This is a genomic window from Corynebacterium sp., from assembly GCF_030538285.1.
In the GTDB taxonomy this organism is placed as follows: domain Bacteria; phylum Actinomycetota; class Actinomycetes; order Mycobacteriales; family Mycobacteriaceae; genus Corynebacterium.
On the sequence record NZ_JAUNUG010000035.1, the window covers coordinates 1 to 20,112 of the forward strand.

13 protein-coding genes and 5 pseudogenes are annotated in these 20,112 nt (G+C 66.1%); 10 read left to right on the forward strand and 8 right to left on the reverse strand.

Annotated elements, in window-relative coordinates; translation table 11 throughout:
* Window positions 1-91: 91 nt before the first annotated feature.
* From Q4G50_RS10960 to Q4G50_RS14665, 3 genes and pseudogenes are all read right to left on the reverse strand, one after another.
* Complete coding sequence (locus Q4G50_RS10960) at window positions 92-1,771, reverse strand: ABC transporter substrate-binding protein (RefSeq protein ID WP_303377703.1); 1,680 nt, start codon at window positions 1,769-1,771, stop codon at window positions 92-94.
* A gap of 82 nt (window positions 1,772-1,853) precedes the next feature.
* Window positions 1,854-2,714, reverse strand: coding sequence for a substrate-binding domain-containing protein (locus Q4G50_RS10965; RefSeq protein WP_303377704.1), 861 nt, complete (start codon window positions 2,712-2,714; stop codon window positions 1,854-1,856).
* 60 nt (window positions 2,715-2,774) lie between these two features.
* Window positions 2,775-2,966 (reverse strand): annotated as a pseudogene (locus Q4G50_RS14665) (LacI family DNA-binding transcriptional regulator); the annotation flags it as partial.
* A 1,135-nt stretch (window positions 2,967-4,101) separates the two neighbouring features.
* On the opposite strand from Q4G50_RS14665, the gene Q4G50_RS10970 reads away from it, so the two are divergent.
* The 5 genes from Q4G50_RS10970 to Q4G50_RS10990 all read left to right on the forward strand — a co-directional run bounded on the left by Q4G50_RS10970 (window position 4,102) and on the right by Q4G50_RS10990 (window position 11,121).
* A complete protein-coding gene (locus tag Q4G50_RS10970) occupies window positions 4,102-4,227 on the forward strand; it encodes a hypothetical protein (RefSeq protein WP_303377705.1) in 126 nt (41 codons plus the stop codon).
* Between the two features lie 87 nt (window positions 4,228-4,314).
* Window positions 4,315-5,661 carry a magnesium transporter gene (gene mgtE / locus Q4G50_RS10975; protein WP_303377723.1) on the forward strand — a complete coding sequence of 449 codons (1,347 nt, stop codon included), beginning with the start codon at window positions 4,315-4,317 and terminating at the stop codon, window positions 5,659-5,661.
* Window positions 5,662-6,459: 798 nt separating this feature from the next.
* Complete coding sequence (locus Q4G50_RS10980) at window positions 6,460-6,585, forward strand: hypothetical protein (RefSeq protein WP_303377705.1); 126 nt, start codon at window positions 6,460-6,462, stop codon at window positions 6,583-6,585.
* An 87-nt stretch (window positions 6,586-6,672) separates the two neighbouring features.
* Window positions 6,673-8,019, forward strand: a complete 1,347-nt coding sequence (mgtE, locus tag Q4G50_RS10985; protein WP_303377723.1) for a magnesium transporter — start codon at window positions 6,673-6,675, stop codon at window positions 8,017-8,019.
* 522 nt (window positions 8,020-8,541) lie between these two features.
* The gene (locus Q4G50_RS10990) at window positions 8,542-11,121 is read left to right on the forward strand and encodes a hypothetical protein (RefSeq protein ID WP_303377706.1); all 2,580 of its coding nucleotides are present in this window, start codon (window positions 8,542-8,544) and stop codon (window positions 11,119-11,121) included.
* Between the two features lie 50 nt (window positions 11,122-11,171).
* Here the strand turns inward: Q4G50_RS10990 and Q4G50_RS10995 are convergent, their stop codons facing one another.
* Genes Q4G50_RS10995 through Q4G50_RS11005 form a run of 3 tightly spaced genes read right to left on the reverse strand, consistent with a single transcriptional unit; the run spans window position 11,172 to window position 13,538 of the window.
* Window positions 11,172-11,678: a universal stress protein gene (locus Q4G50_RS10995; RefSeq protein WP_303377707.1), complete on the reverse strand. Its 507-nt coding sequence runs from the start codon at window positions 11,676-11,678 to the stop codon at window positions 11,172-11,174.
* A gap of 1 nt (window position 11,679) precedes the next feature.
* On the reverse strand, window positions 11,680-13,077 hold the full coding sequence (locus Q4G50_RS11000; protein WP_303377708.1) for an MFS transporter: 1,398 nt from the start codon (window positions 13,075-13,077) through the stop codon (window positions 11,680-11,682).
* Window positions 13,074-13,538 (reverse strand): SRPBCC domain-containing protein, encoded by a 465-nt coding sequence (locus tag Q4G50_RS11005; RefSeq protein ID WP_077348528.1) that lies wholly within the window; start codon window positions 13,536-13,538, stop codon window positions 13,074-13,076. Before Q4G50_RS11005 ends, Q4G50_RS11000 begins: the two co-directional genes overlap by 4 nt.
* Before the next feature lie 91 nt (window positions 13,539-13,629).
* Between Q4G50_RS11005 and Q4G50_RS11010 the strand changes: the two are divergent.
* Window positions 13,630-14,496: pseudogene (locus Q4G50_RS11010) on the forward strand (transposase); the annotation flags it as partial.
* Window positions 14,497-14,631: 135 nt separating this feature from the next.
* On the opposite strand, the gene Q4G50_RS11015 reads toward Q4G50_RS11010, so the two are convergent.
* Complete coding sequence (locus Q4G50_RS11015; RefSeq protein ID WP_303377710.1) at window positions 14,632-15,120, reverse strand: helix-turn-helix transcriptional regulator; 489 nt, start codon at window positions 15,118-15,120, stop codon at window positions 14,632-14,634.
* A gap of 226 nt (window positions 15,121-15,346) precedes the next feature.
* Here Q4G50_RS11015 and Q4G50_RS11020 point away from each other — a divergent pair, with 226 nt between their 5' ends.
* The 3 genes and pseudogenes from Q4G50_RS11020 to Q4G50_RS11030 all read left to right on the forward strand — a co-directional run.
* Window positions 15,347-16,081, forward strand: coding sequence for a hypothetical protein (locus tag Q4G50_RS11020; protein ID WP_182819010.1), 735 nt, complete (start codon window positions 15,347-15,349; stop codon window positions 16,079-16,081).
* 368 nt (window positions 16,082-16,449) lie between these two features.
* Window positions 16,450-16,791 (forward strand): hypothetical protein, encoded by a 342-nt coding sequence (locus Q4G50_RS11025; protein WP_303377711.1) that lies wholly within the window; start codon window positions 16,450-16,452, stop codon window positions 16,789-16,791.
* 237 nt (window positions 16,792-17,028) lie between these two features.
* Window positions 17,029-17,841, forward strand: a pseudogene (locus tag Q4G50_RS11030) (IS256 family transposase); the annotation flags it as partial.
* 468 nt (window positions 17,842-18,309) lie between these two features.
* On the opposite strand, the pseudogene Q4G50_RS11035 reads toward Q4G50_RS11030, so the two are convergent.
* A pseudogene (locus Q4G50_RS11035) lies at window positions 18,310-19,192 on the reverse strand (IS5 family transposase).
* A gap of 490 nt (window positions 19,193-19,682) precedes the next feature.
* Between Q4G50_RS11035 and Q4G50_RS11040 the strand changes: the two are divergent.
* Window positions 19,683-20,045: pseudogene (locus tag Q4G50_RS11040) on the forward strand (transposase); the annotation flags it as partial.
* Between the last annotated feature and the right edge of the window lie 67 nt (window positions 20,046-20,112).

The following is a 20,112-nucleotide window of genomic DNA, read 5'->3' on the forward strand; positions in this document are numbered from 1 at the left end:
GGGCGGGCAGGAGCGCAGGCGGGCCGACTTGGCCTACCTCCGGTGGGGTGGAGGCCGGCCCGCCAGTCTCCTGGCGGGCCGGCCCGCCGGGTCACGGAGCGGGGGTGAGGGAGGTGAGGATGAGCGTGGTAGTCGCCGCCCGGGTACTGAGGGTGGCGTACGGGTTGCTCTCCGACGGCCAGCCGGCGAAGCGCGCACTGGAGTAAGCGCCCCATTCGGGACCGGTGAACAGAGGCACCAGGGGGGCCTCGTCGTTGTAGATCTTCTGCAGCTGGTTGACCAGGTCGTGCTGCTTGGCTTCGTCGCCCGTCGCGACGAACTCCGCCAAGACCTGGGTTCCGGCCGCCGAGCCGTAGCGGTGGTAGTTCTCGGTCGTCTTGGTACCGACAGGCTTGACCACATCCGTGCTGAGCGTGTTCCGGAAGTACTGGTACGGGGTGGCCGCGTTGGGCGACCACACGATACCGGTGTCGAAACTGCCGTTCTCGTAGCCCGAGACCACCGAAGCCCAGTCGGGCGAGTCGACGGTGGCCTGCACCTTAACGTCCGCGAGGTTCTGGGCGATGATGTTCATGACCGAGAGCCAGTCGGAGGAGGCTGATCCGACGCTGAGCTCGACGTTCAACGGAGAGCCATCCTTCTTGGTGCGGAAGCCGTCCGCACCAACCTTGTAACCGGCGTCGTCCAGCGCTTGGTTGGCGGCGGCGACGTCACGCTTGGTCCACGTGCACGAACTGGCGATGCTCTGGTCGACCCACGACGCGTAGCTGTTGGAGAGACCCGTGCAGTCGGCCGGCGTGGTGTAGTTGTTCATCGCGATGGCGGTGATCTGATCGCGATCGATCGCCATGCTCAACGCCTTGCGGAAGTTGACGTCGTCGTAGGGGGCCTTCTGCGTGTTGAACTGCCACGAGACCATGGAGCCGGTCTTGGCGTACCAGTAGTGATGGGTGTCCGGGGACGGGGCGACGAAGGTGTTCTCGACGTCCGGGATGAACTGGTCGCCCCAGTCTGCGTCACCTGTCTGAAGGGCCAGGTTGGCTCCGTCGTTGCCAGCGAAGGCGAGCATGCGGACGCCGGCGATCTTGACCTTGTCGGGCTGCCAGTAGTTCGGGTTGGGCGCCAAGTCGAACGATTGGGCCGAGAACTGCTTGACGATGGAGAAGGGGCCGGTGCCGACAGGGTCCTCGTTCGTGTTCGTCGCAGCGTTGTCCATCTTCGACCAGATGTGGTCGGGCACGATCACCTGGCCACCAAGCTCGTAGAGGCCGGGCGTGTACGGGCGACTGAAGTCGATCTGGACGGTGTGGTCGTCGACCGCCGTCACGGACTGGACGTAGTCGAACCCGCCAAGGATCTCCTTCTGCAGTGTGATGGTTGTCACGACGTCCTGCGCGACGAGAGGCTGCCCGTCCGACCACTTCACGCCGTCACGCAGCGTGAAAGTCACCTGGGTTGAATCCTCGTTCACCGCCCACTCCGTGGCCAGCCACGGCGTGGTCTTCGCGTCCGTCGCGCTGTAGATGAACAGGGGCTCGTAGATCGCCTGGTTCGTCATCGGCATCGACTGCGTCGAGAAGGGGTTGAAGTTGCGGGAGAAGGTGCCCATGTCCTCGCGCGGAATTGTCAGGAGGGCTCCGCTGTCCGCCTGGGAGGCCGAGGGCGCGGTGGAGTTGGGGGATTGGCTGCTGCCGGAGCAGGCGGATAGCATCAACAGGGCAGAAGCCGCGACCAGCGCAGCTCCGACTCGGATCCTTCGTGTGTGTTGCATGTGCGTTCCTCGTCTGTAGGAGTGGTTGTGGCGTGTGCTGTCAGGCCCCCAGACGTCCAGGTCGATGGGCCAGTCGGCACTTCTACTGCGGGTCAGGTCCCGTCATCCGGTCCAACCGATGACGGGGCCTGACTTTCTGCGGTGACCCGACCGAGCCACGCTCGATCAACGGGCACCGCACCCGTTCCGACGAGGCCGCGAAGCGCGGGTCGACGATCTGGCGAGCAAGCAGATCCATCGCCCGTGCTGCCATGTCACGGAACGGAAGCTTCATGGTGGTGAGTCCTGGACGGAGGAACTCCGTGAGGATCTCTTGGTCATCGAACCCAATGACCGAAATGTCCTCCGGAATCGAGAGCCCCGACTCCTTGATCGCGTCGTACGCCCCCATCGCGATGCGATCGGTGGCGCAGAAGACAGCGGTCGGTGGTTCCGGCAGTGCCAGCAGGTCGCACATCGCCTCGTAGCCATGATGGGCGTCTGCGTTGCCTTCGTGGATCAGCGCCATATCAACGGGGATGCCCGCCGCCCGAAGTGCCGCTTCGTAACCTGACCGACGTTCTGTGGCGGCGATGGTGTCTGCTTCGAGGTTGATCATGGCAATCCGGCGGTGCCCTGCGTTGATCAAGTGAGCGGTGGCGTCCCGACCACCAGCCTCCTCATCCGGCACCACGGCCGGCACAACGCCGGCTTCGTCGACGCTGTTGACCAAGACGGCTGGCAGGGAGCCGACACCAGCGGGGAGGCGCAGAGTGCTGTGCCAAGCCATGATCACAGCCAGCCCCTCCACCTGCCGGCCCAGGAGCACGTCGAACGCCTTCGGGTCCAGATCCTGCTCATGTTCAACACTGGCGATCAGCACTTGGAGCCCGCTCGCCCAAGCCCGCTCCTGCGCGCCCAAGAGCGCGTCACCTGCGAAGGGGCTGGTCGCCACGTCGGTCACAACACCGACTAGCTGTGTGCGGCTCAGAGCCAACGCCCGAGCGGCCGCATTGTGCCGATAGCCGAGTTCCGCCGCGGACGCGCGCACTCGAGCAGTCGTCTCATCCGAGATGCCAGCTCCTGGCCGGTCAGACAGCACGAACGACACAGTCGTTGGGGACACCCCAGCGTGGGCGGCGACTTGCGCCATCGTTACTCGAGTCGAGCCCTTGCCCTTCGCGGTCACCGTTGACAACCTCTCACTAAAGCGCATCACTAAAGCGTGTTAGTTGGACTATAGCTGCGCCCTCTCGGACGGCGCAAGAGGCTTTCTGGACTTCTTGAGGCCACACGTTTGCCGGCCCTGATCTTCCGAACCCTCGGGGGCTCATGTGCCGTGGGCGGGCATGAAGTGCGTGTCCACTGAGCCACGGATCGCCGATTGTGGGGAGTGGCATTCCCGAGTGCGCGAACTCGTGGCGCTGCGGCACGACGAGATCCCACGCTGACCGCGTCGACCCGAAAGCCAGGGTGCCTGCGCCCCACTCCCCCACGCCCTAGCTAGCAGGTGCGATGGCTGAGGACGCTGCTCCGATTCCAGACGGATGGCCAGCTGATTCCGCTCCGCTTGGGCAACTCAACTTGCCGCCGGGAGCGTCCAACGAGGCCTTGGAGGTGCCGGCGGACCCGTCCAACACCCAAGTCTCACAAGGTCGGCTTACGCGTGATGGCCTGTCAGTGCATGGTGGCCACCTAGTACACCTCGTTGGACGCCGACGGCCACCCCACCGCAACGTCGGACTCCAACCGCCCTGCGGCAGTTGCGGATGTTCTCGCCCGTCCGGCAGCGCCGTCAGGGCACACTCAGCTCATGACTCAGTTCGAATTCTGGCCCGACGACGGGGCCGGCCCTCTTTGGACCCCGGAGGGCCACGTTGCCGATCTTGCGCGGCTCGGACTTCCCAGCGACCTGAGCTCGCAGCTGCTTTCATGGAATGGGCGCTCCGAGGACAAGATCCCCCTTATAGGTGACGGGGTGCGGATCCGCGGTCGGGTATTACGGCTTCACCGACAGTGACGACCCGTCACGGAAACCACCCCCGCAGGTAGGGACCGTTGGGCCATTGGCACCGCGTCCTATGAGAACGCGGCCACGCGAGCGGAAGCGCTTGGGGTGCGGGTGGTGTGCGTGCGCACCGGCATCGTCCTCAGCCCTGAGGAACGCATGGCTGCCCAGATGAGGTCGCAGTTCCAGAGGGGTTTCTGGGCGATTCTGCTTCCGGGCACCCAATGGCTGCCCTGAATCCACATCGAGGACGAGGTCGGCATCTGGTACCTGGCGATCACCGACGACAGCATCCGTGGTGGGCTCAACGCTTCGGCACCCAACCCGGTCCGGTATCGGGACTATGCGCGGGCGATGGTCCTTCAACGACCACAAACAGCGGCGAGGCCTGGCCACCCGCTACGACAAGCTCGCCACCGTCTACCGAGGAGGCGTTGTCCTCCGCGCCATCACCCTCTGGCTTCGCTAATAGGGAGACACGCCCTAGCCTCTTGACCATGATCGTCGTTGTGTGCGCACCAGAGTCGTGGCCGCCGACGACTGGCAGGGAACCGCGATGAGCAACGTGTCGTCCTTCGAGAACGACGCCTTCGTGCGCGCAATTGCCGACGGGGACCTGGCGTCCGCCAGGCTCCTCCTGGCTGAGGCGGAGGCTGGAGAGGTCATCTACCACCTCACTCGCATGTCCCACGCCCATCGCGCGATCGGATTCCGACTTCTTCCCCGTGATCGAGCGCTGGAAGTCTTCGAGCGACTGGACGCCTCAAGCCAGGCCGACCTCATCTCACACCTGCGCGAGGATGAGACGGCGTCAGTGTTCAGCGCCATGGATCCTGATGACCGTGTGGACCTGCTCGATGAACTCCCGGCGGGGGTGGCGTCGCGCCTCCTGCGTGGTCTCACACCGGACGAGCGAGACCTCACGGCCGTGATTCTGGGATACCCGAAAGGCTCCACAGGCCGCGAGATGAGCCCTGAGGTGGCCATCGTCCCCCAAGAGATGGACGCCCGCACAGCACTACACCGCGTGCTTGAGCGGCTCCACGACAGCGAAACGATCTACACCGTCGCCGTCAGCGACGGCGCCCGCCACCTCGTCGGAGTGGTCAGCCTGCGGGACCTGCTTGCCGCCGACCCGGAAGTTCCCATCTCCACTCTCACGCGCCCAGCAGATCGGGCGTGGGCCGCCGAACCAGCCGAGCAGGCAGCCCGACGGGTCGCAGAGCGCCGACACCTCGCCCTCCCGGTCGTCGACTCCGAAGACAGGATCGTCGGAATCCTCACCGTCGACGATGCCCTCCACATCCTCCAAGTAGCTGACTCCGAGGACCAGGCCCGCCAAGCAGGAACCGAGCCACTGCAACGCAAGTACCTGTCAACACCCATCGGCCACTTGGTCAGGTCCCGCATCGTATGGCTCCTCGTGCTCGCAGTCGGAGCATCCTTCACAGTCCAGGTCCTAGAAGTCTTCGAGGAGACGTTGTCACGTCTGGTCGTCCTGAGCGTTTTCGTGCCCCTCCTGATCGGAACCGGCGGCAACACCGGAAATCAAGCGGCCACCACCGTGACCCGTGCGCTGGCCCTTGGCGAGGTGCGCCCCCGCGACGCCCTGAAGGTCGCAGCCCGCGAGGCATTCACCGGCATCACCCTCGGCCTCATCATCGGCGGACTGGCATTTTCGGTCACCACCTTGCTGTACGGGCCCGGCATCGGCTCGGTAATCGGCCTGACGCTGCTGAGCGTGTGCGCGCTGGCGGCAACAGTCGGAGGAACAATGCCACTGCTCGCCAAGACCCTTGGAGCCGACCCCGCTGTGTTCTCCAACCCGTTCATCTCAACGTTCGTGGATGCCACAGGCCTGATCATCTACTTCCTCATCGCAAAGACGATCCTCGGCATCTAGCCGGACCAAGAAGAGCAGTCACAGCTGCTACCGCCCCGCACGGGACAAGTCACCGTCAGCCTCAGCCATTGACTGGCGGCCGAGGCGACCGGCCATCCGCCCATCGGCATGACCGTGCGCTCACCGATCCGTCTACGCAGCCCACGTACACCTCGTTGGACGCCGACGGCCACCCCACCGCAACGTCGGACTCCAACCGCCCTGCGGCAGTTGCGGATGTTCTCGCCCGTCCGGCAGCGCCGTCAGGGCACACTCAGCTCATGACTCAGTTCGAATTCTGGCCCGACGACGGGGCCGGCCCTCTTTGGACCCCGGAGGGCCACGTTGCCGATCTTGCGCGGCTCGGACTTCCCAGCGACCTGAGCTCGCAGCTGCTTTCATGGAATGGGCGCTCCGAGGACAAGATCCCCCTTATAGGTGACGGGGTGCGGATCCGCGGTCGGGTATTACGGCTTCACCGACAGTGACGACCCGTCACGGAAACCACCCCCGCAGGTAGGGACCGTTGGGCCATTGGCACCGCGTCCTATGAGAACGCGGCCACGCGAGCGGAAGCGCTTGGGGTGCGGGTGGTGTGCGTGCGCACCGGCATCGTCCTCAGCCCTGAGGAACGCATGGCTGCCCAGATGAGGTCGCAGTTCCAGAGGGGTTTCTGGGCGATTCTGCTTCCGGGCACCCAATGGCTGCCCTGAATCCACATCGAGGACGAGGTCGGCATCTGGTACCTGGCGATCACCGACGACAGCATCCGTGGTGGGCTCAACGCTTCGGCACCCAACCCGGTCCGGTATCGGGACTATGCGCGGGCGATGGTCCTTCAACGACCACAAACAGCGGCGAGGCCTGGCCACCCGCTACGACAAGCTCGCCACCGTCTACCGAGGAGGCGTTGTCCTCCGCGCCATCACCCTCTGGCTTCGCTAATAGGGAGACACGCCCTAGCCTCTTGACCATGATCGTCGTTGTGTGCGCACCAGAGTCGTGGCCGCCGACGACTGGCAGGGAACCGCGATGAGCAACGTGTCGTCCTTCGAGAACGACGCCTTCGTGCGCGCAATTGCCGACGGGGACCTGGCGTCCGCCAGGCTCCTCCTGGCTGAGGCGGAGGCTGGAGAGGTCATCTACCACCTCACTCGCATGTCCCACGCCCATCGCGCGATCGGATTCCGACTTCTTCCCCGTGATCGAGCGCTGGAAGTCTTCGAGCGACTGGACGCCTCAAGCCAGGCCGACCTCATCTCACACCTGCGCGAGGATGAGACGGCGTCAGTGTTCAGCGCCATGGATCCTGATGACCGTGTGGACCTGCTCGATGAACTCCCGGCGGGGGTGGCGTCGCGCCTCCTGCGTGGTCTCACACCGGACGAGCGAGACCTCACGGCCGTGATTCTGGGATACCCGAAAGGCTCCACAGGCCGCGAGATGAGCCCTGAGGTGGCCATCGTCCCCCAAGAGATGGACGCCCGCACAGCACTACACCGCGTGCTTGAGCGGCTCCACGACAGCGAAACGATCTACACCGTCGCCGTCAGCGACGGCGCCCGCCACCTCGTCGGAGTGGTCAGCCTGCGGGACCTGCTTGCCGCCGACCCGGAAGTTCCCATCTCCACTCTCACGCGCCCAGCAGATCGGGCGTGGGCCGCCGAACCAGCCGAGCAGGCAGCCCGACGGGTCGCAGAGCGCCGACACCTCGCCCTCCCGGTCGTCGACTCCGAAGACAGGATCGTCGGAATCCTCACCGTCGACGATGCCCTCCACATCCTCCAAGTAGCTGACTCCGAGGACCAGGCCCGCCAAGCAGGAACCGAGCCACTGCAACGCAAGTACCTGTCAACACCCATCGGCCACTTGGTCAGGTCCCGCATCGTATGGCTCCTCGTGCTCGCAGTCGGAGCATCCTTCACAGTCCAGGTCCTAGAAGTCTTCGAGGAGACGTTGTCACGTCTGGTCGTCCTGAGCGTTTTCGTGCCCCTCCTGATCGGAACCGGCGGCAACACCGGAAATCAAGCGGCCACCACCGTGACCCGTGCGCTGGCCCTTGGCGAGGTGCGCCCCCGCGACGCCCTGAAGGTCGCAGCCCGCGAGGCATTCACCGGCATCACCCTCGGCCTCATCATCGGCGGACTGGCATTTTCGGTCACCACCTTGCTGTACGGGCCCGGCATCGGCTCGGTAATCGGCCTGACGCTGCTGAGCGTGTGCGCGCTGGCGGCAACAGTCGGAGGAACAATGCCACTGCTCGCCAAGACCCTTGGAGCCGACCCCGCTGTGTTCTCCAACCCGTTCATCTCAACGTTCGTGGATGCCACAGGCCTGATCATCTACTTCCTCATCGCAAAGACGATCCTCGGCATCTAGCCGGACCAAGAAGAGCAGTCACAGCTGCTACCGCCCCGCACGGGACAAGTCACCGTCAGCCTCAGCCATTGACTGGCGGCCGAGGCGACCGGCCATCCGCCCATCGGCATGACCGTGCGCTCACCGATCCGTCTACGCAGCCCACGTACACCCTGTTGGACGTCCGAGCAAGCGGCCAAGCGGCCCTCATCCCCTTGGACCCGACTTGGCTCACGTTTCGTGTTCTTGGGGGTTGAGGGGCGCTTGACTAGGGAACCACAACTCGTGGATTCTGTGCGACGTAGCGCCCGTTGGACTACCAATCTCCGGGTCGCATCGCGGGGTGTGAGACGAAAGGCGTTGTCAGAGGCTTTGGGGTGCCGACGGGCGATTTCCTTGGTAGTCCACATGGCGCTACGCATCGCCCGTGAACCCTCGACAATGCCCGTGTGGGAACGCAAGCCGTTCGTACGGGTCCTGTACCCACCGGAACACCACCGGTGGGATAATGGGCGCGGTTCCCCAGACGACGAAGGAGTCCCCGTGCCCTTGTTCCCCGCGCTCACCGATCCCAACTCGATCCCCACCGGGGACATGCCGGGGGACAAGGTGCACATCACCGATTGGCATCTGGCGGCTGCGGCCACGCTGTACCCCGCTCTGCGCGAGCAGCTCGACCCCGTCCTGGCCGCGGGACGCGCCGTGGTGGCCGTCTACGGCGGCTCGGGCGTGGGCAAATCCGAGCTGGGATCGCTGCTCGGCCACGCGCTCAACGCGGACGGCATCGGCGCCTACATCCTGTCGGGCGACAACTACCCGCGCCGGATCCCCTCCGTCAACGACGCCGAACGCCTGCGCGTCTTCCGCCACGCGGGCGTCCGCGGGCTGGTGGACGCCGGGGCCTACGACGCGTCCGTCCGGGACGCCCTCTCCTCCCTCCAGGCTGCGGGGACGGACGCCGACCCGGCGGCCGCAGCCGAGCACCCTTGGCTCCCGACCTACCTCGGCGCGGGCTCCAGGGCGCTCGCCGCGTACCTCGGGACACCGAACGAGATCGACTTCGACGAGGTGAATGCGATCATCGCCGCCTTCAAGGGCGGCGCCGACACCCTGACCCTCAAGCGCATGGGGCGCACCGAGGCCGACCAGTGGTATGACCAGGTCGACGTCTCGGGCACTCGCGTGCTCGTCATCGAGTGGACCCACGGCAACAGCGACTTCGTCGAGGGCGTGGACGTGCCCATCCTGCTCAACAGCACCCCGGCGCAGACGCTGGCGCACCGCCGCGCTCGCGCCCGTGACGGGGCGGTCGACAGTCCCTTCACGACCCTCGTCTTGGGATTGGAGCAGGCCAAGCTGGACGCGCAGGCACCCAAGGCGTCCCTGATCCTGTCGAAAGAGGGCGAACTGCTCACCTACGACGCCTACCTGCAGGCGATGGGGCGCCACCTCCCCCGCGATGGCGTCATGCTGAACGCCTACCCCGACAGCCTCGACGGCACCCTGGCAGGCCTGGCGGCGTTCGTGCAGCGTCCCGAGGTCGCCGGCGCGTTCAGTTCGCTGTACCTGCTCCCCAGCGTGTTCAACAGCGACCTCGACCGCGGCTTCAGCGTGATCGACTACGGGCTGAACGACCTTCTGGCGAAGCCCGCCGACCTCGAGGCGCTGGCCGCTGCGGGGCTCGACCTGAAGTTCGACTTCATCCTCAACCACGCCTCGGTGCTGTCGCCCCAGTTCCAAGACATCCTGGCCCGCGGCGAGAGGTCGCCCTACAACGACTTCTTCATCGACTGGAACGCCTTCTGGGCCGGTCACGGCGAGATGACGCCGGAGGGCTACATCCAGCCACGCGCGGACCTGATCGAGCACATGTTCTTCCGCAAGCCGGGCCTGCCGCTGTTGATGGTGCGTCTGCCCGACGGGTCGGAGAAGCCGTTCTGGAACACCTTCTACCAGGAGGTCCGCTACCCCCGCGTGGACGCCCAGGACCTGATGGCGGCCGGCCTGCAGTACGCCTCGGCGGACGAGTTGGCCACCCGGGTCAACGCCACCATCGCGGACGGCGGACGACCCGGGGATGCGGACTTCACCGGCTTCGAGGCGTGGCGGGACGCCGTGGTCGACCTAGTGGAGTCGCGGCGCACCTACCTGGGCCAGATGGACCTCAACATCAAATCGCACCTGGTGTGGACGTTCTACGCCGACACCCTGGCCAGGCTCGCGGGCTACGGCGCCGAGATCGTCCGGCTGGACGCTTTCGCCTACGCCCCCAAGGAGCCCGGCGAGAAGAACTTCCTCAACGACCCCGGTACGTGGGATCTGCTCGACCAGGTGAAGGCGTTGGCCGACCGGCACGGGTTGAAGCTGCTGCCCGAGATCCACGCCCGCTACGAGGAGGGCATCCACGAGATGATTGCGGCCAAGGGGTTCCTCACCTACGACTTCTTCCTGCCCGGGTTGCTGATCCACGCGTTCGAGACGCACTCCGCCGAGCGCCTGCTCGCGTGGATCGGCGACATCCAGGCCAAGGGCATCAAGACGGTGTCGATGCTGGGCTGCCACGACGGCATCCCGCTGCTCGACCTCAAGGGCCTGCTCAGCGACGACGAGATCGAGTCGGTGATCGCCACGGTGCGCGGACGCGGCGGCTACGTGAAGGATCTCCACGGCCAGAAGGCGACCTACTATCAGGTCAACGCCACGTACTACAGCGCTCTGGGCTGCGACGACGCATCGATGCTGCTGGCCCGGGCGATCCACCTGTTCATGCCGGGCAAGCCGCAGGTGTGGTACCTCGACCTCTTCGCCGGCGAGAACAACCTGGCCGCCGTCGAGCGTGCGGGGTCGGGCGGGCACAAGGAGATCAACCGCACCAACCTGTCGGCCGACGACCTCGAGGCCGGCCTCGCGAGGCCCGTTGTGCAGCGCCAGATCGACCTGCTGCGGTTCCGCAACACCCACCCGGCGTTCGGGTGGGATGCCGAGCTGACGGCGTCCGGAGAAGGCTCGGTGTTGACCTTGGAGTGGTCGCGCGAGGGCCACACCGCACGGTTGGAGGCCGACCTCGCGACCCGGGCGTTCCGCATCACCGCGGACGGCACGGACCTCGACAGCCAAGGCTGACCCTGCGTTCGGCGCCCCCGGCCGGCGGGCAGGGTGCGCCGTCGCAGCGCTCAGACGTCCTCGGGCACCTCGATCTCGGTCACGTCACCCCACGCCGCCGGGGGACGCACCACCAGGACCTCGCACGGGGCTTCACGCACGACGGCGGACGCGACCGTGCCGAGCAGGCGTCCGGCGAGACTGGTGTCTCGGATCGCCCCGATCACGATGAGGTCCGCCTCGTGCTGCTGCGCGGCTCTCAGGAGGGCGGAGGCAGCCTCGCCCTCCACCAGCAGCGACGCCTTGACCTGCGCGCCCAGGCCGGACGCCGTGGATGTCGCGGTCGCCAACGCGTCGCTGGCCGCTTCGCGTCCCAACACAACGGAGGTCCGGGTGTCACCGAGGGTGTTCGTCGCCTTCGCACCCTCGCGCATCGTCATGCCCGAATAGGCGCAGACGATGACGAGGTCGGCCTCCTCGGCAGCGGCCAAGAACGAGGCCCTCGCGACGGTCGGGTCGGACAAGGCAGAGCCATCGGTGCCGACGACGATGCATCCGTACGGAGTCATGCTTGCCATCTCAGGCTCCCTTCGTGGTGACGGTCTCGTCGCCAGAGCCGACCGGCTCGATGTCGCGCACGATCGGGGGCTCCTTGACCCAGAGCATGGCCAAGCCGGCGATGCCCAGCAGGATGCCGGCGGCCATGATCGCGTTGTTGGGGTTGTCCCCCAGCAGGTTCTTGTAGATCGCGCCGAACGTGAGCGTCTGGATGAGCATCGGGATGACGATCATCATGTTGACGATGCCCATGTAGACGCCGTAGCGGGTCGAGGGAACCATGCGCACGATCATGATGTAGGGCACGCCCATGATGGACGCCCACGCGATGCCCAGGCCCACGATCGCGACGACCTTGAGCGGCAGGGTCGGCAGTTGCGGGAACAAGACCAGACCCACCGTGGCGCACCACAGGGCGATGGCGTGCACCCACTTCGCGCCCCAGCGGCGGGCCAGGGCAACCAGCCCGAACGCGACACAGAAGGTCACGATGTTGTAGGCACCGTTGATGACGCCTGTGTTCGCGACGGCGAGCTGGTAGCCCTCGGACTGGGCGTCCGTCGTGCCGTACAGCGACTGGGACACCGACAGCGACACGTATTGCCAATAGATGTTCATGGCGTACCACTGGAAGAGGTACACCAACGCCAGCTTCCGCATCTCGACCGGCATGTCGACGATGGCGTCCTTGATCTCAGCGATGAAGTGGCCGGGGCCACCCTTGCTGGCGCGGAGCTCGGCGAGTTCTTTCTCCGTCGGGGGGATCTCGGGCGTTGACAGCACCGAGATGAGCACCGTGGCGATCGAGCAGACCGAGCCGAGGAGGAACGCCGGGTAGACCCACAGCGGGATGCCGACGGACTGACCCAGGCCGAAGACGCCCTGGAAGAACATCAGGCTCAAATTGGCCAGCGTGATCCCCAGGCCGGTGAAGAACGACTGGGCGAGGAAGCCCTTGCCCAGTTGGGCCGGGGGGAGCCGGTCGGCGATGAACGCGCGGTAGGGCTCCATCGCGGTGTTGTTGGAGGCGTCCAGGAGCCACAGCAGGAGAACCGCCATCCAGACCGCCCACACGAACGGGAACAGAGCCAGGCAGATCGCGCAGCCGATCGCCCCAATGAGGAAGAAGGGGCGTCGGCGCCCGCGGAAGAAGCCCTTCTCCACCCATGTTCGGTCTGAGAGGGCCCCGATGATGGGTTGGATGAGCAGGCCGGTGACCGGACCGGCCAGGTTGAGCAGCGGCAATTGGTCGTGTGACGCGCCCAGGAACGTGTAGATCGGATTGATAGCCGTCTGCTGCATGCCGAAGCTGTACTGGATGCCGAAGAACCCGAGGTTCATCAGGAGGATCTGCGGCATGGTCATGATGGGCTTCGTGCGGACGACCGCCGACGTCGTCGGCGCTCCTGCGGTATTCATGCCTGTCCTCCATCCAGGTAGGTGCCCAAGCGGGCCAATTCCTTCTCCCAGCCGGCGGCGTGATACTGCGCCACGGCCGGGTCGTACGGCCCCTGGACGATGCGCACGAGCGTGCTGTCGCCGCCCATGGCGGTGAACTCGACGCGCAGTTCGAGGGACTCGTTCGGGTCGATGCCGGAGTCGCCCGTGATGCGCTGACGCGCGACGAACACGTCCGGGTCGAAGTACTCGGTGAAGACGGCGTCCGTGGTCACGCGCACACTCGGGTCGTCGTCGCGCACCTTCACGTGATGGTGCTTGCCGCCGGTCCGCAGGTCCGACGTGACGCTCTCCCGTTCGACGTGCCACCCAGGGCTGCCCCGCCACTGGGACATCTCCTCGGGTGCGGTCCAGGCGCGAAACACGCGGGGCCGCGGGTGGGCGAACTCCTGCTCGACCACGACGATGACATTTGCTGACATGCGTCCTCCAAGTGGGGGGTTGACTTGGCACTCGGGGGCCACCCGAGGCGGTTGCGCAACCCGCGTTGGCTGCCGGCACCAAGGTATCCCGTTCCCGCGGATGGTTGAAGCGTTTGAGGGCAATCGCGCCGAGACCACCACGATCATCCCGTCGATCCAGGCCTTCCAGGCCGCCCATCAGCTCCCCGAGGTGACCGTGGTCGCCGACGCGGGCATGCTGTCGGATGGGAACCTGCGCGCCCTGTCCGGGGCGGGGCTGCGGTTCATCGTGGGTCAGAAGATCCCCGACATTCCCTACGTCGTGCGCCACTGGATGGACACCCACCCCGGTGAGCAGCCGCCTGACGGGCTGATCCTGACCCAGCCGTGGTCGCGGGGTCCGGCCGGCCAGCAGGTGAAGGAAACGATCTACTACCAGTACCGGGCTGACCGGGCCCGGCGCACGCTGCGCGGCATCGGTGAGCAGGTCGGCAAGGCCGAACGGGCAGTCGCGGGGAAGGCGCCGGTGAAGCGGAACCGGTTCATCACCCTCACCGGCGCGCAGAAGTCGGTGAACCGGGAACTGGAGGCCAAGGCCCGCACCCTGGCGGGCTGGAAGGGCTACATCACGAACTTGGCCAACCCGACCCCGGAGTACGTGATCGGGGCCTACCACCAGCTGTGGCAGGTCGAGAAGTCCTTCCGGATGTCCAAGTCGGACCTGAAGGCCCGGCCGGTCTACCACCACCTGAAGGACTCGATCGACGCCCACCTCACCATCGTGTTCGCGGCCCTCGCCGTCGCCCGATGGCTCGAGAGCACCACCGGCGTCAGCATCGAGGCCCTCGTCAAGACGCTGCGTCGCCACCGCACCATCGACATCCAAGCCGGCGACACCATCGTCACCGCCGAGAACGCCCTACCCGACGACGCACAAGCCTGGCTCGACGCGATCCACCAAGCGCGCGGGCGACACTAAATGAGCCAAGTCGGGCCATCCTGATCGCCGGCCTCACCGGGCTGCTCAAGAAGAACTGAGAAGCACACCCTGTTGGACGTCCGAGCAAGCGGCCAAGCGGCCCTCATCCCCTTGGGCGCTCCAACTGGTCGCGTCTCATCGGCCGACCACCGCCAGCACCTTCGCCCGCTCCGACTGCGGCAACAATCCACCCAACGGCGACACCTCCCGCATCTGCACCGAGTCGGTGTCTAGGCCGGTCATCACACGGCGCAGCCTGGGAACGTCGCGCTGCTCCACCAACACCTCCCACCGGCCCAGGTTCGACACATGAGGTTCACCCTGAACGCGGTGCCGCAACCGCTCCACGTTCCGCCGGATCGTCGGCACCCAGTCGTCCAACACGCCGGTGTCCAGATGAGTGGCCAACTGGCGGTGCAGGCGCCAACTCCGCAGGTGCGACCGGTCCAACTCCACCCGGACCGGGCGACGCACCACCTCAAGCCGATACCCCAAGCACGACAGCAGCCGATCCAGCATCTCGTCGCTCATCTCGATCCGGCCCGACAAGAACTGACTGATACTCGGCTGCCGCACCCCACTCATCCGCGACAACTCCGACTGAGACACCTTGCTCTCAGTCATCACCTCGCGCAGGACCTCCCGACCACCCATGCCCGGACTATAGCATCCAGAGCTATGGGAAGGAGTGGTCCGCAAACGCACTACTCTGCCGCGGGTTGCGCGAGGGTCGTGTGTCGGCTCCGCTTGCCGCAGCGCGGTATGCCTTCGTGTTGAACGCTGTCCGCAACGAGCGGGTGGCCCGTTCCCGCACATCAGGAGTGGGGCGCTACGGCCTTACCCTTGCGGTATGGCCCTACCTCGCCACACGACGGACGCCGCCCTGTCGGCTTGGCTCGCGCCCCGGCTGCTGCCGTGGGGACCGGCTGGGGTTCCGGTGGGTGCCATGGTGCCGACGGGCTTCGCGGCGTATGTGCGGGTCCTGCACCCCCTGCCGGATGGACGCCGCTGGCGGGAGATTGCTGCGTCCAATGGACGCGTCCTGCATCCCCTGGCGCAGTGGAGCCACATGTTCGACACCCTGCGCCACCCGAGCCTGTGGCCGCCGGATGGCCATCTCCCGCGCCCCGACCACGACGCGCTGGTCGCGCACCTGCAGGCGTCTGGGGACGTGACCTACGCGGTGTGGGAGGGCTACGGGTTCTGGGGAGGCGGCGCGGTCGAGGCGCACCACCCCGATCTGATGACCTACGAGGTCCCGGTGCCGAGCCGGGTCCCGGGGGGTGCCGAGCCGGTGTTGGCCCTGCCGCACCGGCGCTACCACCTGTTCCGGGCGCCCCTGGCCGCGCACGAGACGTGGGTCGAGGACGAGAGCTTCGTGCAGTCGGCGAACCTCGTATGGCCGGACGACCACGGTTGGTGTCTGGCCACCGAGATCGACTTCGGGTTCACGCTGCTCGGTTGCGAGCGCGCGGTCGCGGACGCCGTGCTCGCCGATCCCGCCCTGGAGGCGTTCGAGGTTGGTGTGGACGACAACATGAGCTGGTCCGGGGACACCATCAATCCGGGACCCCGGCGGGCCTGACATGCTTTGTCGACCCGTCACGCTAGACCCGGCCGATACAGCACGCCCCACCTGCTGAACCCCTGCACGACGCGTGAACCGGGCGCCAACACGATCCACTTGAGCTGGAGTTGGTGAAGCGCGAACATCCGCTCTTGCCGCGATGAGCGACTGACGGTCAGTGTCGGCTCGCACCCAGTCTCGCGCGGCGTTCTCGTTGATGGGCCTACCCTGTTGGTGTCTCTTCTGGCTGACGCCCCCAATTCCGAGGAGCCGACCGTGGTCCGCTGTGCAGTGCGTCTGTTCGTCCTGCGGGTGTTGCTGTGAGTCGCCGGAGGTGGACTCCGGACGAGCTTGCCCTCTTGGACGGCCCTGCGAGTGATGTTGAGGTGGCCGAGCTGGTGGGGCGGTCGGTGCGTGCGGTGGTGATGAAGCGGTGGCGTCGCCGGAACCCTGCTGCGGTGGCGCGGGACCGTGTGTATGCGGAGGAGAACCGGGACCGGAACAAGCGTCGCGCGGTGATCTACAGCCACACGCAGCGGGACAAGATCAACGCTGCTGCTCGAGCTGCCGCGGCAGCGGATCGTGTGGCTGCGACCCGATCGGGAACCTTCACCCCGGAAGAGGATGCGCTGGTGTTGCGTCCCGACCTGACGGCTCGACAGGCGGCCGGGCTGTTGGGTCGAACAGCGGCTTCGGTGGCCCGGAGACGCAAACGGCTACGCGAATGAAAGGGAGCCGGCGGCCTGTCTGAACCCACCCCCGGGAGACACCGGCCACCGGCCCCTCACCTCAAGGCTAGCCGCCCGCCGGCGGACGCCCCCGGGGGCGTCGGCCTCGGTTGCTGGCCTCGTACTGGCCAGCCACGTCACCAACGGGGGTCGGTCCAGGTGGGGCTGTTGGCGTAGTGAGGGTCTATCGCAGGAACGGTGTAACTGGCCCTACGGCCCGGTTGGGCAGGAAGGGTCATGATGACCGAAACACTGATCGCTGTGGAGCCACACGAAGAAGACAAGGCGGCGCCCTCGGCGTTCGTCAAGGGACCCAGCCCGAGCTTGGAACCCACACCGTCGGCTGAGCCTTTGGTGTTGTCCACGGCAGAGACCGAGTTGCTGCGCGGGCTGGTGCGCCGGACTCGTGGCGCGGGCGGGGATCTGACCGGCCCCGGCGGCCTGCTCAAGCAGCTCACCAAGACGGTGATCGAGTCGGCCCTGGAGGAGGAACTCGTTGACCACTTGGGCTATGACAAGCACGACCCGGCGGGCCGGAACGGAGCCAACTCGCGCAACGGGTACCGGCCCAAGACGGTGGTCACCGACAATTGCGGCGAGGTGGAGATCGCCGTCCCGCGGGATCGGGACGGCAGTTTCGAGCCGGTGATCGTGGCCAAGCGGCAGCGTCGCCTGACCGACCTGGACACCCTGGTCATCAGCTTGTACGCCAAGGGCCTGACGACCGGGGAGATCTCGGCGCACCTGTTCGAGGTGTACGGCGCAAACGTGAGCAAGGACACGGTGAGTCGGATCACCGACAAGATCGTCGAGGAGATGCAGGCCTGGTGGGCCCGCCCACTGGAGCGCGTGTATGCGGGGATCTTCATCGACGCCATCGTGGTCAAGGTCCGCGACGGCCAGGTCGCCAACCAGCCGTTCTACGCTGCGATCGGCGTGGACCTGGACGGACACAAGGACATCCTCGGGATCTGGGCCGGCGGGAACGGTGACGGCGAGTCGGCCAAGTACTGGCTCAACGTGCTCACCGAGCTCCGCAACCGCGGCGTGCTGTCGAGCTGCAGGATGGGCTGCACGGCCCGACGCTTGGCATCTTGCACGCGCTCAACTCCGCCGAAGCCCGCGCGCAAACTCTGAATCAGAGACAAGTTCGCGTCTACACAGAACTGTCGAGAGGAGCCTGAGTCCGGGATGTGCTTCAGTTGGCGGCGCTCGCGCTGGGGATCAGCGAAGTACAGCGCGAACGGTTGCGCAACTAGGCCGTGTTGCTAAAGTGTGGGACAGGTGGGTCGGATCTGATTGGCGGGTGCTGGAATGGTCGCTTTGGAACGTCGTCGGTCGATGCTGTTGGTCGCAGCGATCCTTGCGGTGTGCTTGTCATTCGGGTTCTCGTTCACGGGCACGAACATCGTGTGGTTCTGGGTCGAGGTTCCATGGTTCGCTGCCGCGCTCGTCGCAGCCGGAGCAGTGCTCGCCGCTACCTATCTGGTTCTTCAGCGCCGCTCGAAGCGCCGGCGGTCATAGCGCGGGCGTGCTGATCCAGTGCAAAGTGGCGGCGAGGCAGAGGCCGGCGTGGTAGTTCCGGGCGAGTTTGTCTGAGCGCATCGCGATCCCGCGCCACTGCTTAAGCTTGTTGAAGCACCGCTCGACGACGTTGCGGCCGCGGTAGCGGGCCCGCTGCTGGTCACCGAAGTCGATCGGTCGCCCGCGGCGCTTGCGTCGGTGAGTGATCTGATCGTCCCGCTCGGGGATCGTCGCAGCAATCCCGCGTTCGCGCAGCCAAGCCCGGTTCGCTCTTGACGGGTAGCCCTTGTCCGCGAGCACCCGGTCCGGCCTCGACCTTGGCCTGCCTCTCGCGCCCGGGACGCGGATCTCGCTCAGCGTCGCGGACAGCATGCTTGTGTCCGCAGCTTGCCCGGGCGTGAGGATGAACGCGAGAGCACGCCCCTTCCCGTCACAGACCAGATGATTCTTCGTCGTCAACCCGCCCCGGGAGCGGCCGATCGCATGATCGAGCGGCTCATCACCGAACTTCTTGTAGTTCGACAGAGCCCCCCGTGGTGCGAGGAAGGGTCGCGCCATGCTGGTGCACGCGCACGATCGTGGAATCGATCGATGCGACCCAGTCCAGGTCCCCGGACTGCTGCGCAAACGCCTGCGTCTTCTCCAGCACCTTCGCCCACACGCCCAGCTCGGACCACCGGTTGAAGTTCTTGTAGATCGTGTTCCAGTTCCCGAATCGCTCCGGCACGTCCCTCCACGGAGCCCCGGTCCGGAACCGCCACGCCGTCGCCTCGACCACCGTGCGCCGATCCAAGGGTGGACGGCCCGTCGACTTCGCAGTAGGGAACAGCGGGCCGATCACCGCCCACGCTTCATCCGAGATCACATCACGCGACACACATCCAGAATCTCCCGCAGACACCTCAAAGAGGTTTAGCAACACGGCCTAACCAAGCGATCTCGGGATCGCCGTCCAACTCCTCAGCCAGTTCCCGCTCCAGCCCGGATTCAACGAGCAAGTATGAGCCAGTCGTGTGGCAGTACGCATGAGCTGGCGAGTGCTTCGCGAAGGCGGTCGCCTTCGGCAGCCGGTAGGTGCCCAACGAGCGCGAATCCGGGCCGACTCCATCCGCCCACAACCAGTGAACCGGACTCGTCCCGATACGGAACACCCAATGGGCTGCCGTGTGATCCCTTGGGGACGCGGCAGCCTCGGGCCTAGACTCTCTCATGGAATCGCCCTCGAACTTCAATGACTTGTTGTCTCGGGCGGATCCATGGCGCCGTTGTTCCCGCAACGGCGCCGCTCTCGTTCTAACGGGTCGCAGTAGCGACGGGCACTACTGCCCCCAATAGTGCGCGCAATATTGGACGCCGTACAGCCCGCAGTAGTGGGGCCGTATGCAACATACGAACCCGAAAATGCAAGATTCGACCGTTCTCGACACGTGCGGGACGTGTTCTTCATCGTCTGCGACGGGCTGAAGGGCGTACCGGACAGCGTCGCCGCCGCGTTCCCGAGGGCGATCGTGCAGACGTGCATCATCCACCTGATCCGCAACACGTTCCGGTACGCGTCCCGTAAGTACTGGGACCAGATCAGCCGCGAGTTGAAGCCGGTCTACACCGCCGCCACGATCGCCGAGGCCGAACGGGCCCGCGACGACTTCTGCGACAAGTGGGGACGCGCCTACCCAGCCATCCGCGGGCTGTGGCTGAACGCGTGGGAGGAGTTCATCCCCTTCCTGGAAATGACATTCTGATTTGGCCCCACCGTGACGGCCCGTTCTGGCCCCGGGTGTGACACGCCGGGGCGGT

What these genes read in the sequence shown, in the direction of transcription:
- Q4G50_RS10980 (WP_303377705.1), top strand. Translation starts at nt 6,460, where the DNA reads ATGCGCGGGCGATGGTCCTTCAACGACCACAAACAGCGGCGAGGCCTG.
- Q4G50_RS11005 (WP_077348528.1), bottom strand. Translation starts at nt 13,538, where the DNA reads ATGTCAGCAAATGTCATCGTCGTGGTCGAGCAGGAGTTCGCCCACCCG.
- mgtE (WP_303377723.1), top strand. Translation starts at nt 6,673, where the DNA reads ATGAGCAACGTGTCGTCCTTCGAGAACGACGCCTTCGTGCGCGCAATT.
- Q4G50_RS10960 (WP_303377703.1), bottom strand. Translation starts at nt 1,771, where the DNA reads ATGCAACACACACGAAGGATCCGAGTCGGAGCTGCGCTGGTCGCGGCT.
- Q4G50_RS11015 (WP_303377710.1), bottom strand. Translation starts at nt 15,120, where the DNA reads ATGACTGAGAGCAAGGTGTCTCAGTCGGAGTTGTCGCGGATGAGTGGG.
- Q4G50_RS10995 (WP_303377707.1), bottom strand. Translation starts at nt 11,678, where the DNA reads ATGGCAAGCATGACTCCGTACGGATGCATCGTCGTCGGCACCGATGGC.
- mgtE (WP_303377723.1), top strand. Translation starts at nt 4,315, where the DNA reads ATGAGCAACGTGTCGTCCTTCGAGAACGACGCCTTCGTGCGCGCAATT.
- Q4G50_RS11020 (WP_182819010.1), top strand. Translation starts at nt 15,347, where the DNA reads ATGGCCCTACCTCGCCACACGACGGACGCCGCCCTGTCGGCTTGGCTC.
- Q4G50_RS11000 (WP_303377708.1), bottom strand. Translation starts at nt 13,077, where the DNA reads ATGAATACCGCAGGAGCGCCGACGACGTCGGCGGTCGTCCGCACGAAG.
- Q4G50_RS10970 (WP_303377705.1), top strand. Translation starts at nt 4,102, where the DNA reads ATGCGCGGGCGATGGTCCTTCAACGACCACAAACAGCGGCGAGGCCTG.